Annotated in this window: 14 protein-coding genes; 8 read left to right on the forward strand and 6 right to left on the reverse strand. The window is 74.7% G+C overall.

All coding sequences use genetic code 11. The features are described from left to right. Window positions 1-1,529: serine/threonine-protein kinase (locus ABZY91_RS37980; RefSeq protein WP_355408318.1), on the reverse strand; the 1,529-nt coding region annotated here is incomplete at its 3' end. Window positions 1,530-1,777: 248 nt separating this feature from the next. After that, window positions 1,778-2,755: a LysR substrate-binding domain-containing protein gene (locus tag ABZY91_RS37985; RefSeq protein ID WP_329879284.1), complete on the reverse strand. Its 978-nt coding sequence runs from the start codon at window positions 2,753-2,755 to the stop codon at window positions 1,778-1,780. A gap of 109 nt (window positions 2,756-2,864) precedes the next feature. On the opposite strand from ABZY91_RS37985, the gene ABZY91_RS37990 reads away from it, so the two are divergent. From ABZY91_RS37990 to ABZY91_RS38000, 3 genes are read left to right on the forward strand one after another with little or no spacing between them, the layout of a single operon-like run. Next, on the forward strand, window positions 2,865-3,569 hold the full coding sequence (locus ABZY91_RS37990; protein WP_355408321.1) for a succinate dehydrogenase cytochrome b subunit: 705 nt from the start codon (window positions 2,865-2,867) through the stop codon (window positions 3,567-3,569). Then, on the forward strand, window positions 3,566-5,515 hold the full coding sequence (locus ABZY91_RS37995) for a fumarate reductase/succinate dehydrogenase flavoprotein subunit (protein WP_329951799.1): 1,950 nt from the start codon (window positions 3,566-3,568) through the stop codon (window positions 5,513-5,515). Before ABZY91_RS37990 ends, ABZY91_RS37995 begins: the two co-directional genes overlap by 4 nt. Beyond that, window positions 5,512-6,249, forward strand: a complete 738-nt coding sequence (locus ABZY91_RS38000) for a succinate dehydrogenase/fumarate reductase iron-sulfur subunit (RefSeq protein ID WP_355408323.1) — start codon at window positions 5,512-5,514, stop codon at window positions 6,247-6,249. Before ABZY91_RS37995 ends, ABZY91_RS38000 begins: the two co-directional genes overlap by 4 nt. A 70-nt stretch (window positions 6,250-6,319) precedes the next feature. Here ABZY91_RS38000 and ABZY91_RS38005 read toward each other — a convergent pair whose 3' ends face one another. Next, entirely contained in the window at window positions 6,320-8,107 is a 1,788-nt protein-coding gene (locus ABZY91_RS38005) for a sulfatase (protein WP_355408325.1), read from the reverse strand. Next, the gene (locus ABZY91_RS38010; RefSeq protein ID WP_355408327.1) at window positions 8,104-8,778 is read right to left on the reverse strand and encodes a PadR family transcriptional regulator; all 675 of its coding nucleotides are present in this window, start codon (window positions 8,776-8,778) and stop codon (window positions 8,104-8,106) included. Before ABZY91_RS38010 ends, ABZY91_RS38005 begins: the two co-directional genes overlap by 4 nt. Before the next feature lie 75 nt (window positions 8,779-8,853). Between ABZY91_RS38010 and ABZY91_RS38015 the strand changes: the two genes are divergently transcribed. Together ABZY91_RS38015 and ABZY91_RS38020 are read left to right on the forward strand one after the other, a co-directional pair. Beyond that, on the forward strand, window positions 8,854-9,816 hold the full coding sequence (locus ABZY91_RS38015; RefSeq protein WP_355408329.1) for a formylglycine-generating enzyme family protein: 963 nt from the start codon (window positions 8,854-8,856) through the stop codon (window positions 9,814-9,816). 281 nt (window positions 9,817-10,097) lie between these two features. Beyond that, complete coding sequence (locus ABZY91_RS38020) at window positions 10,098-10,400, forward strand: hypothetical protein (protein ID WP_355408331.1); 303 nt, start codon at window positions 10,098-10,100, stop codon at window positions 10,398-10,400. A 31-nt stretch (window positions 10,401-10,431) separates the two neighbouring features. Here ABZY91_RS38020 and ABZY91_RS38025 read toward each other — a convergent pair whose 3' ends face one another. Both ABZY91_RS38025 and ABZY91_RS38030 read right to left on the reverse strand, forming a co-directional pair. Continuing rightward, window positions 10,432-11,376, reverse strand: coding sequence for an alpha/beta fold hydrolase (locus tag ABZY91_RS38025; RefSeq protein ID WP_355408333.1), 945 nt, complete (start codon window positions 11,374-11,376; stop codon window positions 10,432-10,434). Window positions 11,377-11,528: 152 nt separating this feature from the next. Then, complete coding sequence (locus ABZY91_RS38030; RefSeq protein ID WP_329879293.1) at window positions 11,529-12,458, reverse strand: DUF2797 domain-containing protein; 930 nt, start codon at window positions 12,456-12,458, stop codon at window positions 11,529-11,531. Between the two features lie 178 nt (window positions 12,459-12,636). Between ABZY91_RS38030 and ABZY91_RS38035 the strand changes: the two genes are divergently transcribed. The 3 genes from ABZY91_RS38035 to ABZY91_RS38045 form a co-directional block, all read left to right on the forward strand. Further along, window positions 12,637-13,308: a maleylpyruvate isomerase N-terminal domain-containing protein gene (locus ABZY91_RS38035; RefSeq protein ID WP_355408335.1), complete on the forward strand. Its 672-nt coding sequence runs from the start codon at window positions 12,637-12,639 to the stop codon at window positions 13,306-13,308. 212 nt (window positions 13,309-13,520) lie between these two features. Next, a complete protein-coding gene (locus tag ABZY91_RS38040; RefSeq protein ID WP_355408337.1) occupies window positions 13,521-15,767 on the forward strand; it encodes a restriction endonuclease in 2,247 nt (748 codons plus the stop codon). A gap of 181 nt (window positions 15,768-15,948) precedes the next feature. After that, window positions 15,949-16,370, forward strand: a 422-nt coding sequence (locus tag ABZY91_RS38045) for an ATP-binding cassette domain-containing protein (protein WP_355408339.1), incomplete at its 3' end; no start/stop codon positions are given.

Raw genomic sequence — 16,370 nt, forward strand, 5'->3', positions numbered from 1 at the left:
CCGGTGGGGGGCGCGGGGGGCGCCCCGCCGCCGCGGGGCGCCCCGGGGGGCAGGGCGGGGGGGCGGGGCGCGGGGCGGGGCGGCTCCCCCGCCCCCGCCGGGGTCTTGCCGGTCGGCGAGGGCTTGGGGCCGCCGCCCGGACTGCCCGGGCCCGCCGTCGGCCCGACCGTCGGTACGGCCGTGGCGCCGGTGCTCGAGGTGTCCGGGCCCGTCGGCGCGGCCGTCGGAGCGGACGGGTCCGTGCTCGGGGTGTCCGGGCCCGCCGGCGGGCCGGCCGGTGAGGGGTCGCCCGCCGGGTCGGGCGCGCCGAGGGTGGTGGTCGCCTCCGGGGCGGCGCCGCCCACGACCGTGCGGCCACCGCCGTCGGCGGCCCCGGCCATGGCCATGCCCGCCAGCGTGGCGAGGGTCAGCGCGCCGGCCGCGACGCCGACGAGGGCCTTGCCGCGGGTGCCGAGCCGCACCCCGCGCCGGACCAGGCTCTCCCGGACGGCCGCGGACGGGGCAGGACCGGCCCCGCCCACGGTCTCCGCCGTCGGGGCCCCGGTGCCGCCCAGGGTGGTGTGGGCCAGCGAGGTGCCTCCGGCGGCGGCGCCCGCACCGGGCAGCAGCAGCGCGAGCAGGGCGACCAGTGCCGTCAGGTCGAGCCGTCCCTTCTCCTCCCACTGCGGTCCGTACCCGGCGGCCGCGACCGCCTCCAGCTCCTCGACGAGCGCGGTCGCGCTGCCGGGCCGGTCCTCCGGATCCTTGGCCAGGCCGGACAGGATCAGCGGCCGGACCGGGTCCGGCGCCAGCTCCGCCGGGATCGGGGCCTCGGTGTGCTGGACGGCGAGTTCGGCGATCGTGGTGCCGCCGTAGGGACGGGCGCCGGTGAGGCACTCGAAGAAGGTGACGGTGGCCGCGTAGACGTCGCCGGCCGGCGAGGCGGGCCGCCCCGCCCACTGCTCGGGCGGCATGTAGGCGGGGGTGCCGGAGACGTCACGGTCGTCACCGCTCGGCACGGCGATGCCGAAGTCGACCAGTTTGGAGGTGCCGACGGTGTCCACCAGGACGTTGGCGGGCTTGTAGTCGCGGTGCACCACGCCGGCCTCGTGCGCGGCGGCCAGGCCGAGCAGCGAGCCCTTCAGCACGACCAGGGCGGCCTCCGGCGTGGTGGCGCCCTCCGCCCGGAGCAGATCGCGCAGCGCGATGCCGTCCACCAGCTCCATCACGATGGCCGAGCCCCGCTCCCCCTCCACGTACTCGTAGAGCCGGGTGACGTGCGGGGAGTCGATGCCGGCGAGGACCTCGGCCTCCGTGCGCAGGCCGGGCGTGCCGACGGAGCCGTGGAGGTACTTGACCGCGACCGGGGTGCCGGTCACCCGGTGGCGGGCGCGCACCACCCGGCCGCTCGCCCCGGCACCGAGCTCCCGTTCGTGGAGGTACTCCGGGAGTTCCCACGGCCGTTCGTCCGAAGGCACCCGGGCATCCCCCGCGGCGGGGGCGGTCGCGCCCCCGGTCTGTCTGTGGTCCTGCTGCTTCCGGTCGTCCATCGCTTCGCGTTCTCCCCGTCGCTCCCGCGGCTCTGCGGCGTCGCACCTTACGGCACCACCGCCGCTACCTGGGACGCAGCCCGGGAACAGCGGGTTCCGGGCCTCCGGAGCGGCCAGGTCACGATTCGGGTGATTCGCACAGGGTGCCAACCGTTCGAACGCCCGGAGGGTCGACCGGTCGGACGGCGGCCGGCTCGTCGGACCCGACGCCCGGACCCGACGCCCGGACCGGCGGGGCCCGGGGGGGCTCACGCCAGCAGCAACCGCGTGCCCGGCGGCAGCTCACCGGCGTGGGCCGCGTCCCGCAGGTGGGCCAGCAGGGTCGTCCGCAGCGCCTCCGCGGCGCGGGTCAGCGGCACCTCCGAGTCGTGCGCCACCGCGATGCTGCGCCCCAGCCCCGGGGCGGCGAACGGGGTCACCACCAGCCCCGAGCGGGCCGCCACCATGCCGGGCAGCACGGCCGGCCCGAGCCCGGCCCGGACGAAGCCGAGCACCGCGTCCATCTCGCCTCCCTCGACCGCGAACTCCGGCTCGAACCCGGCCGCCCGGCAGGCCGCGAGGGTCGCCTCGCGCAGGTCGTAGCCCTCGCGGAACATGACCAGCGGACGCCCGCGCAGCTCCGTCACCCGGACCTTCCGCCGCCGGGCGGGTGCCCGGCCCGCGCCGGCCCGGTCACCGGGCCCCGGCCGAGCGGCCTCGCGCTCCACCAGCACCAGCTCCTCGTGCAGCAGTTCCGTGACGGCCAGCGGATGCCCGGACCGTCCGGCCGCACCGCCCGGCCGGGTGATGACCAGCGCGAGGTCCAGCTCCCCCGAGGTCAGCGCCGGCACCAGATCGCCCGAGCCGCCCTCCCGGACCACCAGGGCCACCCCCGGGTAGCGGTCCCGGAAGACCCGCAGGACGTCCGGCACCAGGCTGGTGCAGAGGCTCGGCGGTGCCCCCAGCCGGACCCGGCCCCGGCGCAGCTGCACGGTCTCCTGGACGGCGAGGCGGGCGTTCTCGGTGTCGGCGAGGATGCGCCTGGCGAGCGGCAGCAGCGCCCCGCCGGCGTCGGTCAGGGCGATGTTGCCGCGCGTGCGGTGGAACAGCTCGGCTCCCAACTCCCTTTCCAGGGACCGGATCTGTTGCGAGAGTGAAGGCTGTGCCACATGCACCTCCTCGGCGGCCCGGGTGAAGTGACGGGTCTCGGCGACGGCCACGAAGTAGCGGAGTTGCTGGAGCTGCACCCGGCCAGGATAGGCCGCCCCGGCCGCCCGGCACGATAGCCGGGGGCTATGGTCGCGAGCCGAATCATGTCTTGGACGTACCGTCGCCGCCGTCCCTACCGTTGGCGCCATGACAACCGCGACTCGGACGGCCCGGCATCCGTCCACCCTGGCCACCCTGTGGCGGTCGACCGTCGGCAAGAAGGCGGTCATGGCCGTCAGCGGACTGGTCATGCTGCTCTACCTGGTCGCGCACATGCTGGGCAACCTCAAGGTGTTCTTCGGGCCGGAGGACATCAACGGCTACGCGGCCTGGCTGCGCACCCTCGGTCAGCCGTTCCTCGGGCACGAGTGGTTCCTCTGGATCGCCCGGGTCGGCCTGCTGGCCGCCGTCCTGCTGCACGGCGTGGCCGCGTACCAGCTGAGCCGGCGCGACCTGGCCGCCCGGCCGGCCCGGTACGCGCACCGGCGGCGGCGGGCGAGCTACGCGACCCGGACCATGCGCTGGGGCGGGGTGATCCTGGCGCTCTTCCTCGTGTGGCACATCCTCGACCTGACCACGCTGACCGTGAACCCCAACGCGGAGCACGGCAAGCCGTACCAGAACATCGTGGCCTCGTTCGGGACGTGGTACGGCTGCGGGATCTACATCGTCGCGATGCTCGCGGTCGGCCTGCACGTCCGGCACGGCTTCTGGAGCGCCGCGCAGACCCTCGGCGCCAACAACGCCCGCCGGGACCGCGCCTTGAAGCTGACCGCCAACGGCCTGGCCTTGCTGCTGACCGTGGGCTTCCTGTCCGTCCCCGTGGCCGTCATGACCGGAGTGGTGAGTTGAGCACCGACTACAGCGACTACCGGACCGGTGAGCCGGTCGCCGACACCCGGGCCCCCGCCGGGCCGATCGAACAGCGGTGGGACCAGCGGCGGTTCGACGCCAAGCTGGTCAACCCGGCCAACCGGCGCAAGCACACCGTCATCGTGGTCGGCACCGGCCTGGCCGGCGGCGCGGCCGGCGCCACCCTCGCCGAACAGGGCTACCACGTCGTCCAGTTCTGCTTCCAGGACTCCCCCCGGCGGGCCCACTCGATCGCCGCCCAGGGCGGCATCAACGCGGCCAAGAACTACCGCAACGACGGCGACTCGGTCCGGCGGCTCTTCTACGACACCGTCAAGGGCGGCGACTTCCGTGCCCGCGAGTCCAACGTGCACCGCCTGGCCCAGGTCTCGGTGGAGATCATCGACCAGTGCGTGGCCCAGGGCGTGCCGTTCGCCCGCGAGTACGGCGGCCTGCTGGACACCCGGTCGTTCGGCGGCGTCCAGGTCTCCCGGACCTTCTACGCCCGCGGCCAGACCGGCCAGCAGCTGCTGCTCGGCGCCTACCAGGCGCTGTCCCGGCAGATCGCCGCCGGGAACGTGGAGATGCACGCCCGCACCGAGATGCTCGACCTGCTGGTGATCGACGGGCGCGCGCGCGGGATCGTCGCCCGCGACCTGGTCACCGGCGCGGTCTCGACGTACACCGCCGACGCGGTGGTCCTCGCCAGCGGCGGGTACGGCAACGTCTTCTACCTCTCCACCAACGCCAAGAACTCCAACGCCACCGCGATCTGGCGGGCGCACCGGCGCGGCGCGTACTTCGCCAACCCGTGCTTCACCCAGATCCACCCCACCTGCATCCCGCGCTCCGGCGAGCACCAGTCCAAGCTCACCCTGATGAGCGAGTCGCTGCGCAACGACGGCCGGATCTGGGTGCCGAAGGCGAAGGGCGACACCCGGCCGCCGGCCGAGATCCCGGAGGACGAGCGGGACTACTACCTGGAGCGGATCTACCCGTCCTTCGGCAACCTGGTCCCGCGCGACATCGCCTCCCGGGCCGCCAAGAACGTCTGCGACGAGGGCCGCGGCGTCGGCCCCGGCGGCCAGGGGGTCTACCTCGACTTCGCCGACGCCGTCCGCCGGCTGGGCCGGGACGCGGTGGAGGCCCGGTACGGCAACCTGTTCGAGATGTACGAACGGATCACCGCCGAGGACCCGTACCGGGTGCCGATGCGGATCTACCCGGCGATCCACTACACGATGGGCGGGCTCTGGGTCGACTACGACCTCCAGACCACCGTCCCGGGGCTGTTCGCCGTCGGCGAGGCCAACTTCTCCGACCACGGCGCCAACCGGCTCGGCGCCAGCGCCCTGATGCAGGGCCTGGCGGACGGCTACTTCGTGCTCCCGCCGGTGCTCAACGACTACCTGGCCCGGGAGAGGCTCCCCGCCGTCCCGGCCGACCACGAGGAGATCGCCACGGTCGAGGCCGAGGTGACGGACCGGCTGAACCTGATCCTCGCGGTGGACGGCGACCGGACGCCCGACTCCTTCCACCGCGAGCTCGGCGAACTGCTCTGGGACGAGTGCGGGATGGCCCGCGACGCGGAGGGGCTGCGCCGGGCGCTGGCCCGGATCCCGCTCCTGCGCGAGGAGTTCTGGCGCCGGATCAAGGTCCCCGGCACCGGCGAGGAGCTGAACCAGTCGCTGGAGAAGGCCAACCGGCTGGTCGACTACTTCGAACTGGCCGAGCTGATGTGCCTGGACGCACTGCACCGGGCCGAGTCCTGCGGCGGCCACTTCCGCACCGAGAGCCAGACCCCGGACGGCGAGGCCGCCCGGCGCGACGAGGAGTTCTCCTACGCCGCCGCCTGGGAGTTCACCGGCACCGGCGAGGCGCCCGTGCTCCACCGCGAGCACCTCGACTTCGAGCACGTCCACCCCACCCAACGGAGCTACGCGTGAACCTCACCCTTCGGATCTGGCGCCAGGCGGGCCCGGACACGCCGGGCTCGATGACCACCTACCAGGTCGGCGGGATCAGTCCGGACATGTCCTTCCTGGAGATGCTCGACACCCTCAACGAGGAGCTGATCACCCGCGGCGACACGCCCGTCGCGTTCGACCACGACTGCCGCGAGGGGATCTGCGGCGCCTGCGGCATGGTCATCAACGGCCGGGCGCACGGCCCCGAGCGGACCACCACCTGCCAGTTGCACATGCGGCACTTCACCGACGGCGACACCATCGACGTCGAGCCGTGGCGCGCGGCGGCGTTCCCGGTGGTCAAGGACCTGGTGGTGGACCGCTCGGCCTTCGACCGGATCATCGGCGCGGGCGGCTACATCACCGCCCCGACCGGGAGCGCGCCCGACGCGCACGCCACCCCGGTGCCCAAGGAGGCCGCCGACACCGCGTTCGAGCACGCCGAGTGCATCGGCTGCGGCGCCTGCGTGGCCGCCTGCCCGAACGGGTCGGCGATGCTCTTCACCTCCGCGAAGGTGGTCCACCTCAACATCCTCCCGCAGGGCGCGCCGGAGCGGAGGTCGCGGGTGCGCGAGATGGTCTCCGCGATGGACGCCGAGGGGTTCGGCGGCTGCACCAACACCGGCGAGTGCGCCACGGCCTGCCCGAAGGGCATCCCGCTGCCCAGCATCGCCGCGATGAACCGCGAGTTCCTGCGCAGCTCGTTCGGCTGAACCGACGGCGGGCCCGGGGTCCGCCACCGCCGCCCGCCGCCCGGCCAGCCGTCCGCTGCTCCGCCGTCCGCTACTCGGCCGGTCCGGCCGGGGCGGGCAGCCCGGCGAGGGCGTCCGCGAGGGCGCGCAGGTCCGCGGGCCGGACGGACGGGCCCATGGCGGCGAGCCGAAACGGCGAGAGTGCGCCGAGCATCGCCCGCAGGCCCGGGGCGGCCAGCATCGGCAGCCGCTCCAGGACGGCCGCGGCGGCCCGTTCGTCCTCCAGCAGGGTGCGCAGCGGGGTGTGCACGGAGAGCGGGGTGTCCGGGAAGTCCCCGGCCTCGGGGAGGGGTTCGGCGGAGGCGAGTGCCTGCGGGCGCTGGGCACGGACCTGGAGGTGCTCGGCCGTGACCGGCCCCGCGGCGGGCAGGCCGAGCCGTTCGAACTGGTCGGCCGGGGCGTCGGCGTCCCGCAGCGCCTGGGTGAGCAGGGCCGCCAGCTGGAGCTCCAACGCGTCGTCGACCAGCGGCTGTTCCTGGTCCGGATCGGTGTAGAGGTCGAACAGCAGGGTGCCGAAGGCGTACGGGTTGCCCCAGGCGTTGGCGGGCAGCCGCAGGACGGGCATGCCCTTGGTGAAGGGCAGCGGTCCGGCCAGGGTCGCGGGGGCCAGCTCCTGCGGCGTGAAGGGGCCGTGCATGTGGGTGGGCATCAGGGTGTGCTCGTACAGCGGGCGGTTGTCGGCGTCCTTGCAGGCGCGCATGTAGACGTACCGGCCGTCGGTGATGTTGACGTGCCCGCCGAAGACGCCGAACAGGCCGTGCAGCCGGACGGGGGTGTCGTGGGCGACGGTGTCGGCGAGCGGGCGGCCCTGCATGTCGGGGGTGCGCGGGACGCCGAAGTACTCCAGCAGGGTGGGCCCGAGGTCGACGGTCTGGACGAGGGCGGCGCGGTGGCCGGTGGCACGGGTGCGCGGGTCCCAGACGAACAGCGGGGTGTGGATGTTCTCGTCGTACCAGGGCTGGATGTTCTTCCCCCACCAGCCGCGCTCGCCGAGCAGCAGGCCGTGGTCGGTGCAGACGATCAGCAGGGTGTCGTCCCAGAGGTCGTGCTCGTCGAAGGCGTCGAGGACCCGGCCGAGCGAGTCGTCGCACATGGTGAGCAGCGCGGCGTACTCGTTGCGGGCGTGCTCGACGGCCTCGGGGCTCTCCGTGACGCGCCTGTAGTCGGGCCAGTCGAAGTGCGGGCCGTCCCAGTCGTGCGGGTAGTGCTTCTTGTGCTCGGCGTAGGAGTAGAAGGGTTCGTGCGGGTCGAAGCACTCGATCTGCAGGAACCAGCGGTCCTGGTCGCGGTTGGTGGCGAGGAACTCCAGACCGGCGTCGAAGGTGCGGGTCTGCGGGTGGTCGGCGATGTCCTGCAGGTACTGACGGTTGACCCAGTCCTGGCGCCAGGCCGGGCCGGCGCGCCAGGAGAGCGTCTCGGGGATGTCCGGGTCGGCGACGTGCCCCTTCCACTTGTCGCCCTCCTGGCCGCGGAAGAACTCGTAGCTGCCGTACCGGTTGTGGTAGGTGGCGCCGCCGTCCTCCCAGTAGTGCTGGTGGTCGGTGACCAGGTGGGTGTAGACGCCGGCCTTGCCGAGGAGGTCGGGGACGGAGTCGTCGAAGGGCTCCAGCGGGCCCCAGGAGCGGTGCAGGAAGTTGTAGCGGCCGGTGTGCATCTCGCGGCGGGCCGGCATGCAGGGCATCGAGCCGCCGTAGCAGTTGTCGAAGGTGGCGGATCGGGCGGCGAGGCGGCTGAAGTTCGGGGCCAGGGTCCAGTCGCAGCCGTAGGGCGGCAGGAAGCGGCGGTTGAGGCTGTCGAACATGACCAGGACGGCTTTCACCGGGCGGAGTCTCCTTCGATGGGCGCGGGGCGGGCTTCGGCGGCGGGGCGGGCTTCGGCGGCAGGGCGGGCTTCGGCGGCGGGATCGGGATCGGGGTCGGCGGCGGGGTCGGGCAGCGCGTCCCCGAGCAGGCGGCGGGTGCGTTCCAGCCAGTCGAGCCAGGCGTCGACGGCGGACGCGCCGTACTGGTGGGTGAGTTCGCGGAGCAGGCGGACCCGGTGGGCGTCGGCCTCGGGGACGCCCTCGGCGAAGGCCACGGACCGGTCGCGGCCGCGCATGGTGGCCACCTGGCGCCGCCGGTAGGCGAGTTCGGTGTCGATCAGGTCGATCAGCCGGTCCGGGGCGACCAGGCCGGTGAAGTAGAACCGGGCCATGAAGTCCGGGTCCTGGAAACGGCTGGTCGGCCGGTACGGCGAACGGGCCTCGGTGACCAGCTCGGCGCGGCCGGCCCCGGTCAGCCGGTACACCTTGGCGTCCGGGCGGCCGTCGCGCGGGTCGGTCTCGAAGGCGACCCAGCCCTGTTCGGCCATCCGGTTGAGCAGCCGGTAGATCTGGCTCTGGTGGGCGTTCGAACGGACGAACTGGCCCTCCCCCGCCAGCCACTGCTTGAGGTCCCAGCCGCTGCGGGGGTGGATGGCCAGCAGGCCGAGCAGGACGTGGTCGAACTTCACCGGGGGCGCTTCCCTCTTCCGTGACGACAGCTAGGTGCATTCTCACCTAGGTGAAAAGTGCTATAGCTTGGCCCCATGAGTCAACCCCCCGCCGAACGGTCCTGCTGCCTGCCGTCGGCCCGGGCCGCCGACGCGCCCGTCCTCCCGCTCCCGCCCCGGGCCGCCGACGCCCGGCCCGTACACCCCGAAGCGGCGCTGCCCGGAGGCGTGTTCGCGATGGGGGACGCACACGACGAGGGGTACCCCGCCGACGGCGAGACACCGGTGCACGAGGTGGAGCTGGCCCCCTTCACCATCGACACCGAGCCCGTCACCACCGCCCGGTTCGCGGCCTTCGTCGAGGCCACCGGCTACCGCACCGACGCCGAGCGGGCCGGCTCCTCCGCCGTCTTCCACCTGTTCGCGCTCGCCGAACCCGCCGACCTGCTCGGCCGCTCCCCCGCCGCGCCCTGGTGGCTGGAGGTCCGCGGCGCCGACTGGCGCCACCCCCACGGGCCGCTCGGGGACGCCGCCGACCAGCTCGACCACCCCGTGGTGCACGTCAGCCACCGTGACGCGCTCGCCTACTGCCACTGGGCCGGCCGCCGGCTGCCCACCGAGGCCGAGTGGGAGTACGCCGCCCGCGGGCCGCTGGCCGGCCGCCGCTACCCGTGGGGCGACGAGCTGCGCCCGGACGGCGAGCACCGCTGCCGGATCTGGCAGGGCCGGTTCCCCGACCTGCCCACCGGCGAGGACGGCTGGTACGCGACCGCGCCGGTCGGCACCTACCCGCCCAACGGCTTCGGCCTGTCCGACGTGGCCGGGAACGTCTGGGAGTGGTGCGCCGACCGCTTCGACCCCGGCTGGTACGCGCGCTCACCGCGCCTCGACCCGCGCGGACCGGAGCACTGCCCGGACGGCACCGGGCGCCGGGTGCTGCGCGGCGGCTCGTACCTGTGCCACGACTCCTACTGCAACCGCTACCGGGTCGCCGCCCGCACCGGGAACACCCCGGAGTCGACCAGCGGCAACTGCGGCTTCCGGACGGTCGCCCGCTGAGCTCCCCCGGGGGCGCGCGAACCGGTCGTGCGCGCCCCGCTTCCGCGACGGTTCGTCAGGATCGGTGCTGGGCCACCGTGATTCGCGCTACCGTGGTGCCCGCGCCGAGGAGGAACGCATATGCCCGAGGTTCAGTCCTGCTCCGGGTGCGGCGGGTCCGGAGGGACCGAGAAGACCGAGGCCACGGTCGAGCTCGATGAGGAAGGGAGCATGGTGCCGAGGATCCACACCTTCTGGTCGCCATGCGGTCGGTGCCACGGTTCCGGGACGGTGATCGTCGGATGAGGCTGGTCTTCGAATGCGTCGAGTGCGGCAGCCACTACCTGCCGCCCGAGGGGATGGCCTACCCGGACGGGCCCGCGTCGCCGCTCTGGTGCGCACGGTGCCAGGCGGTGAAGCGGGAGGCCGGGGTCCGGGAGGACCCGCTGCTCGCCCGGATCGCGCTGGCGGCCGCCCGGGCCACGCGCACCGGCGCCGCACCGGAGGAGTCGACCGGCGGACGGCCGGACGTCCGGCCGTCGCGGCCCCCGCTCTCCCGGCGGGCCCGTTCCGGACCCGGCGGGGTGCGCGGCAAGCTCGCCTAGAACCTCTCCGGCGGCTCGGGGGCCGTTGCGTTCAGGCCCCCTGCGGAGCGGGGACGGTCGGGTCCGTCTCGGCCAGGAAGCGCCCGAGCAGGTCGGCGACCTCCTCCGGAGCGTCCTCCGGGCTGTAGTGGCCGACCCCGGGCAGCTCGACGACCCGGCCCTCCGGGAAGGCCGCACGGAACAGCGGGAGGAAGTGCCGGGCGTTCAGCGTCCGGTCCGCGGCGCCCCAGACGGCCAGCGCGGGAACGGCGGCCAGCGCCGCGCGGGCCTCGTCCGACGGCTCCTCGAACCGGTGCGCGCCGGTCGCGAAGCCCTTCGCCCAGCCGATCGCGCCGAGGCTCTGCCCCGGGGTCGGGAACGGTGCGCCGTACGCGCGGAGCCAGGTGTCGGTGATCAGGGCGGGGTTCTCGAAGCCGTTGAGGCGCAGGGTGCCGAGGACGTCGCGGCCGAGGTCGCCGAGGACGGCGTCGAGGGTGCCGTCGGCGTGGGCCCGGGCGATCCAGCGGAACCACGGGGAGTCGGCGGCGTTGGCGGCCAGCACCTCGGCGAGGTCGGGCTGGCCGAACGGGGTGGGGCCGTTGACGCTGACGACCCGTGCGACCAGGTCGGGCCGCCGGGCGGCCAGGCCCATGCCGACCGGCCCGCCGAAGTCGTGCATCACCAGGGTGATCCCGCTCAGGCCGAGGTCGAGGACGAGGGCCTCGGCATTGTCGATGTGGTCCTGCAGCCAGTACGTGCGGTCCGCGGGGGTCTCGCTCCTGCCGAAACCCATGTGGTCGGGGACGACGACCCGGTGGGTGGGCGCGAGGCGGCGGACGAGGTCCCGGAAGAGGTAGCCCCAGGTGGGTTCGCCGTGCAGGCAGAGGACGACCGGACCGGCGCCCTCGTCGACGTAGTGCATCCGGAAGCCGGGGGCACCGCTGAAACGCGGACGGTACGGGAAGGTGCCGGCGAAGGTCTCGTGGGCGGCGATCATGGGGGGCCTCTCGGAGCACCGTGGTAGCAATGTGAAACCGGGCAGGGCCGAGCCTAGACTTGCCGGTTTTTATTTGCAACCACAATGAGGGGCGCGGCCCTCACCGCGCCGCCTCGGCGACAGCGGCGTCACCGCACCGCCCGCGGGAGGGCCTAGAACAGCGCCTCCTGGGTGTCGGGCGCCTCCGGGCGGACCCGCGGACGCAGGGACAGCCCGGAGGGCGGTCGGCCCGGCGCCGGGGAGAGCGTCCAGCCGGTGAGCCGGCGGGTGTCGAGGAGCAGCGGCTCGGTGCCGTCGGACTGGTCGAGCAGCAGGTGGCGCCCGATCGCCGGGCGCAGCCGCCCGGCGACCACCGCTCCGGGCGCGAGCGCGTCGATCTGCCGGTAGGCGGCCGGAGCGCCGCCGGTCAGGCCGAAGACCTCGACGTGGTCGGTGACCGGGTGGCCGGCCAGGAGTTCCAGTCCGTGCCCGTCGAGCAGTCCGTGGGCCCGGGAGCGGGCCTCGGTGAGCAGCGTGCGGCGGTGCGCGAGGTCGCCGTGCTCCCACCAGTGGTCCAGCTTGACCCGGCTGTTGAACCGCTCGCGGGCCAACCCCGAAGCGGCGACCGTGAGTTCCGCCCGGCGCACGGCGGGGAGCGCACCCCGGGCGGCGAAGGTCCAGGCCAGCGCGCCCTGTTCGAGCAGGCGGCTGGTGCCGCGCTGCTCGGCGGTCAGGCCCACCTTCAGCAGGCCCTCGCCGAACCAGGCGAGGTACAGCCGGTAGGTGCGGCCGTCGTCGAGGATCTGGTCCCGGGCCAGCGCCAGCCCCCGGTCGACGCTCTGGCAGGGCGCGCACTGCACGGCCCCGCCGTCCGGGGCGATCTCGGCGTGGTGCGGGCACGGTGTGCGCTCGTCCTGGCCCACCAGCCAGGCCCCGGTGCAGCGGCGCGGTCCGCCCAGCAGCCAGCCGACCTCGGTGCCGGGCGACGCCTCGCGCTCGTGCACCCGGCGGCCGTGGACGGCGCTCAGCACCGGTCGGCCGTCCCGCCAGTGCAGGCCGGTGGAGACCCAGCCGGTCGCCGGGCCCGCCTGTCGTTCTGCCACGTTCACCTCTCCCGTCCGAGCCATCGAGGCTACCCGGCGGGTCCGACACCGGGACACCACGGGTGGTCCGGCGGCGCCGGGGCCACCGAGGCCCGCGAGGCTGTCGGGGCCCGCCCGGGGCTGCCTCGGGCTGCCTTGGGCTGCCTTGGGCTGCCGCCGACCGGCTACCGTCAGGGACATGATCACCGAATCCGCCCGGCCCGGGCCCGTGACCCCCGACGACCTCGCCGCCGTACTCCGGCTCGCCGTCTCCACCCTGCGGGCCGCGCCCGCCGACGCCGACTGGTCGCGCCCGTCCGGTGCGGTCAGCTGGGACTGCTGGAGCACCGTCGAACACCTCGCGGACGACCTGCTCGCGTACGCCGCCCAACTCGGCCCGGCCGAGCCGCCGCAGGACCGCTACGTGCCGTTCCTCTCGGTGCGGCGCTTCCCCGGCGGACCGAACAGCTTCGTCTTCGTCGACCGTGACGGCGGCCCGGCCGCGCTGATCCAGGTCCTTGAGGCGAGCGGCGCCCTGATGGTCGCGATCGCCCGCACCGCCGCGCCCGGGGTGCGGGCCTACCATCCCTGGGGTCTGGCCGACCCGGCCGGATTCGCCGCGATGAGCCTGGTGGAGACGCTGGTCCACCTGCACGACGTCGCCGAGGGGCTCGGACTGCCCTGGCAACCGCCGTCGGACGTCTGCCACCGCGTCCTGGCCCGGGTCTTCCCGGACGTCCCGCTCGACGACGTCGCCGGTGCCTGGCCCACCCTGCTCTGGGCCACCGGCCGCACCGAGCTGCCGGGCCGGCCGCGGCGCACGGAGTGGCGCTGGTACGCGGAGGTACGGGCGGACGCACCGCCGGTCTGAGCCGGCGCACCACCGGCGGCCCTGCGGCGGGGGCGGGGGCGGCCCGACGGCGGGGCGGGGGCGCCGGGTGACACCGCCTCACCGCCCCGCAGGACCGCAGGTCGCGGGCGCTTTGCGCGGTCCCCCCGTCCACGTTCTATTGTGGCGGCGCGGCGGCGGCGCGGCCGGGAGACGGAAGCGGCGCCGGACGGGCGTGGAACGAAGGGGTGGACGTGGCGGGGCGGCGGAACAACGGGGTGCTGGCGGTCTGGGCGGAGGCGCAGCGACAGGAGCAGCGCCGGGAGGAGGCCAGGTGGCGCGCCCAGGCCACCGAGCAGCGCCGACGTGAGCGGGAGGAGCGGGAGGCGCAGAAGGCCGCCGCCCGCGGCGAGCGGGAGGCGCAGCGCGCGTACCAGCAGGGGCGGGAGGCGGAGGCCGCCCGACGGACGGCCGAACTGGATTCCCGGGTCGCCGAGTTGAGCGGTCTGCTGACGGCCGGCCTCGGGCGGCCGGCGTTCCGGCCGCAGGCCCTGCTGGCGGCGCGCCCGGTGCCGGCGTTCGAACCGGGCCGGCTCGGCGAGCCGGTGCCGATGCCGGACCAGACCCGGTACCGGGTACCGCCGCCGGATCCGGTGCAGGCCCGCAACCCGGGCGTCTGGCAGCAGTACGAGCAGTACGCGGCGCAGGCCCGCGCCCGTTTCGAGCAGGACTGGTACGCGGCGCAGGCGGCCGAGGCGGACCGGCAGCGGCGCCTCGCCGAGTACCACGGGCAGTACCTGGAGTGGGTGGCCCGGTTCCGCCGGGAGGACGAGGAACGGGCGGCCGGGACGCAGGAGTTGCTGCGCCGGCTGCGCTCCGGCCAGGCCGAGGCGGTGCAGGAGTACTTCACCGCCGTGCTGTACGCCTCGGCCGCCTGGCCGGAGGGGTTCCCGCACCGGCTGGTGGCGGCCTGGGAGGCGTCCAGCCGCCAGCTGGTGGTGAACTGGGAGCTGCCGGGCCCGGAGGTGGTGCCGGCGGCGGGCCGGGTGCGGTACGTGCGGACCGACGACCGGGAGGCGGAGGTGGCCCGCCCGGCGACCGAGCGCAAGGCGCTGTACCGGGAGGTGCTGGCGCAGAGCGCGCTGCGGGTGGTGACCGAGCTCTACCGGGCGGACGGGGACGGGCTGCTGGCCTCGGTGGTGCTCAACGGGTTCGTCCAGGGGATCGACCCCGCGACCGGCCGGGAGGCCGAGCGGTTCCTGACCACGGTGACCGTGGACCGGGCCGAGTTCGCCGGGCTGGCGCTGGACCGGGTGGCGGCGGTGGAGTGCTTCCAGGGCCTGGGCGGTGTGCTGTCGGCCCGTCCGGAGCGGCTGGACGAGGTGCGACCGGACCGGCTGCCGGAGACGGTCGGCGGCAGCGTGGCGGGGCAGGGCGGCGAGGACGAGCCGGACCTCTTCGCGATGGACCCGATCGAGTTCGAGGAGCTGATCGCCGAGCTCTTCCGGCTGCGCGGGTTCCGGGTGATGACCACGGCCCGCAGCGGCGACGCCGGGGTGGACGTGGTCGCCGAGGACCTCGACCCGGTGACCGGTGGACGGATCGTCATCCAGGCGAAGCGCTACCGCTCGACGGTCTCCCCCACCGCCGTGCGCGACCTGGACTCGACGGTCCGCCACCACGGCGCGATCAAGGGCATCCTGGTGACCACGGCCGGCTTCGGACCGGGCTCGTACGAGTACATCCGCAACAAGCCGCTGACGCTGGTGAGCGGGCCTGAGCTGGTGGAGCTGCTGGCCGAACAGGGGCTGCGCGGCCGGCTGGGCGACGGGAGCGGACCGTCCGGCGGCGGCCGGGCCGGGGGCGGTACGGCGGGTCGCGCTCCCTCCGGCAGCGGTCCGGCGGGCGGCCCGTCGGCGGACGCCGCCTCGGGGAGCGGGCCGGCGAACGGCCGGCGGCCGGGCGACGAGCCCTCGGCGGAGGACCACGCCACCACCGTGGCACTCTCCTGGCGGAGCCGGACGGCCGGCGGCGACGCGGTCGAGCTGGACGTCTCGGCCTTCCTCTGCGCGGGCGGCAAGGTGCTGAGCGACGAGCACTTCGTCTTCTTCAACAACCCGCAGGACCCCGACGGCGCCGTCCGGGTGCATCCCACCCGCTCGGTGTCCGGGGAGCCGGTGCGCCGGGCCGAACTGACCCTGGAGCCGGGGCGGCTGGCGCCGGGCGTGGACGAGGTGGTGGTCGCGGTCTCGACCGAGGAGGACGACCAGCCGGCGCTGCCGCTCGGCTACGTGCACGGGCTGTCCGCGGCCGTCTCGTTCGGTCCGGACACCACCGGGCCGGCGGCCTGGACGGCCGACACCGGCGGGGTGCCGGAGACCGCGCTGGTGATCGGCTCCTTCCAACGCCGGGGCGGTGTCTGGCGGTTCACGCCGAGCGGGACGGCGGTGCCGGACGGCCTGGCCGGACTCGCGGTGCGCTGGGGCGTCGCGATCGAGTAGGGCCGCCGTCCCCCTCGGGGTCGAGGTCATACCTGAGGAGGAGAGAGCCCCCCGCCGGGACGCCGGGACGGCGGGGGGCCTCCGTACCCGGGGCCGACATTCCGGGCGCGGACGGGTTGGGAGAATCGAACGGAACGCAATCGTCCGTTTCGTCCACAGCCCTCAGGAGTCCCCCGTGACGATGTCCGCAACCGCCGTCCGCACCGGCCGGGCGGCCGCCCGCGCCACCGGCCTCAACAAGGTCTACGGGGAGGGCGAGACCCGCGTCGTCGCCCTCGACAACGTCAGCGTCACCTTCCCGCAGGGCGAGTTCACCGCCATCATGGGCCCCTCCGGCTCCGGCAAGTCCACCCTCATGCACTGCATGGCCGGCCTCGACACCGTCTCCTCCGGCTCCTCCACCATCGGCGACACCGAACTCGTCGGCCTCAAGGACAAGCAGCTCACCCAGCTGCGCCGCGACCACATCGGCTTCATCTTCCAGGCGTTCAACCTCCTCCCCACCCTGACCGCCCTGGAGAACATCACCCTCCCGATGGACATCGCCGGCCGCAAGGCCGACAAGCAGTGGCTGGACCGCGTCGTGGACACCGTCGGCCTCTC

Source organism: Kitasatospora sp. NPDC002965 (assembly GCF_040611255.1).
In the GTDB taxonomy this organism is placed as follows: Bacteria; Actinomycetota; Actinomycetes; order Streptomycetales; family Streptomycetaceae; genus Kitasatospora.

Coding starts and splice junctions, on each gene's coding strand:
- ABZY91_RS37990 (WP_355408321.1), top strand. CDS start 2,865: ATGACAACCGCGACTCGGACGGCCCGGCATCCGTCCACCCTGGCCACC.
- ABZY91_RS38015 (WP_355408329.1), top strand. CDS start 8,854: ATGAGTCAACCCCCCGCCGAACGGTCCTGCTGCCTGCCGTCGGCCCGG.
- ABZY91_RS38020 (WP_355408331.1), top strand. CDS start 10,098: ATGAGGCTGGTCTTCGAATGCGTCGAGTGCGGCAGCCACTACCTGCCG.
- ABZY91_RS38025 (WP_355408333.1), bottom strand. CDS start 11,376: ATGATCGCCGCCCACGAGACCTTCGCCGGCACCTTCCCGTACCGTCCG.
- ABZY91_RS38035 (WP_355408335.1), top strand. CDS start 12,637: ATGATCACCGAATCCGCCCGGCCCGGGCCCGTGACCCCCGACGACCTC.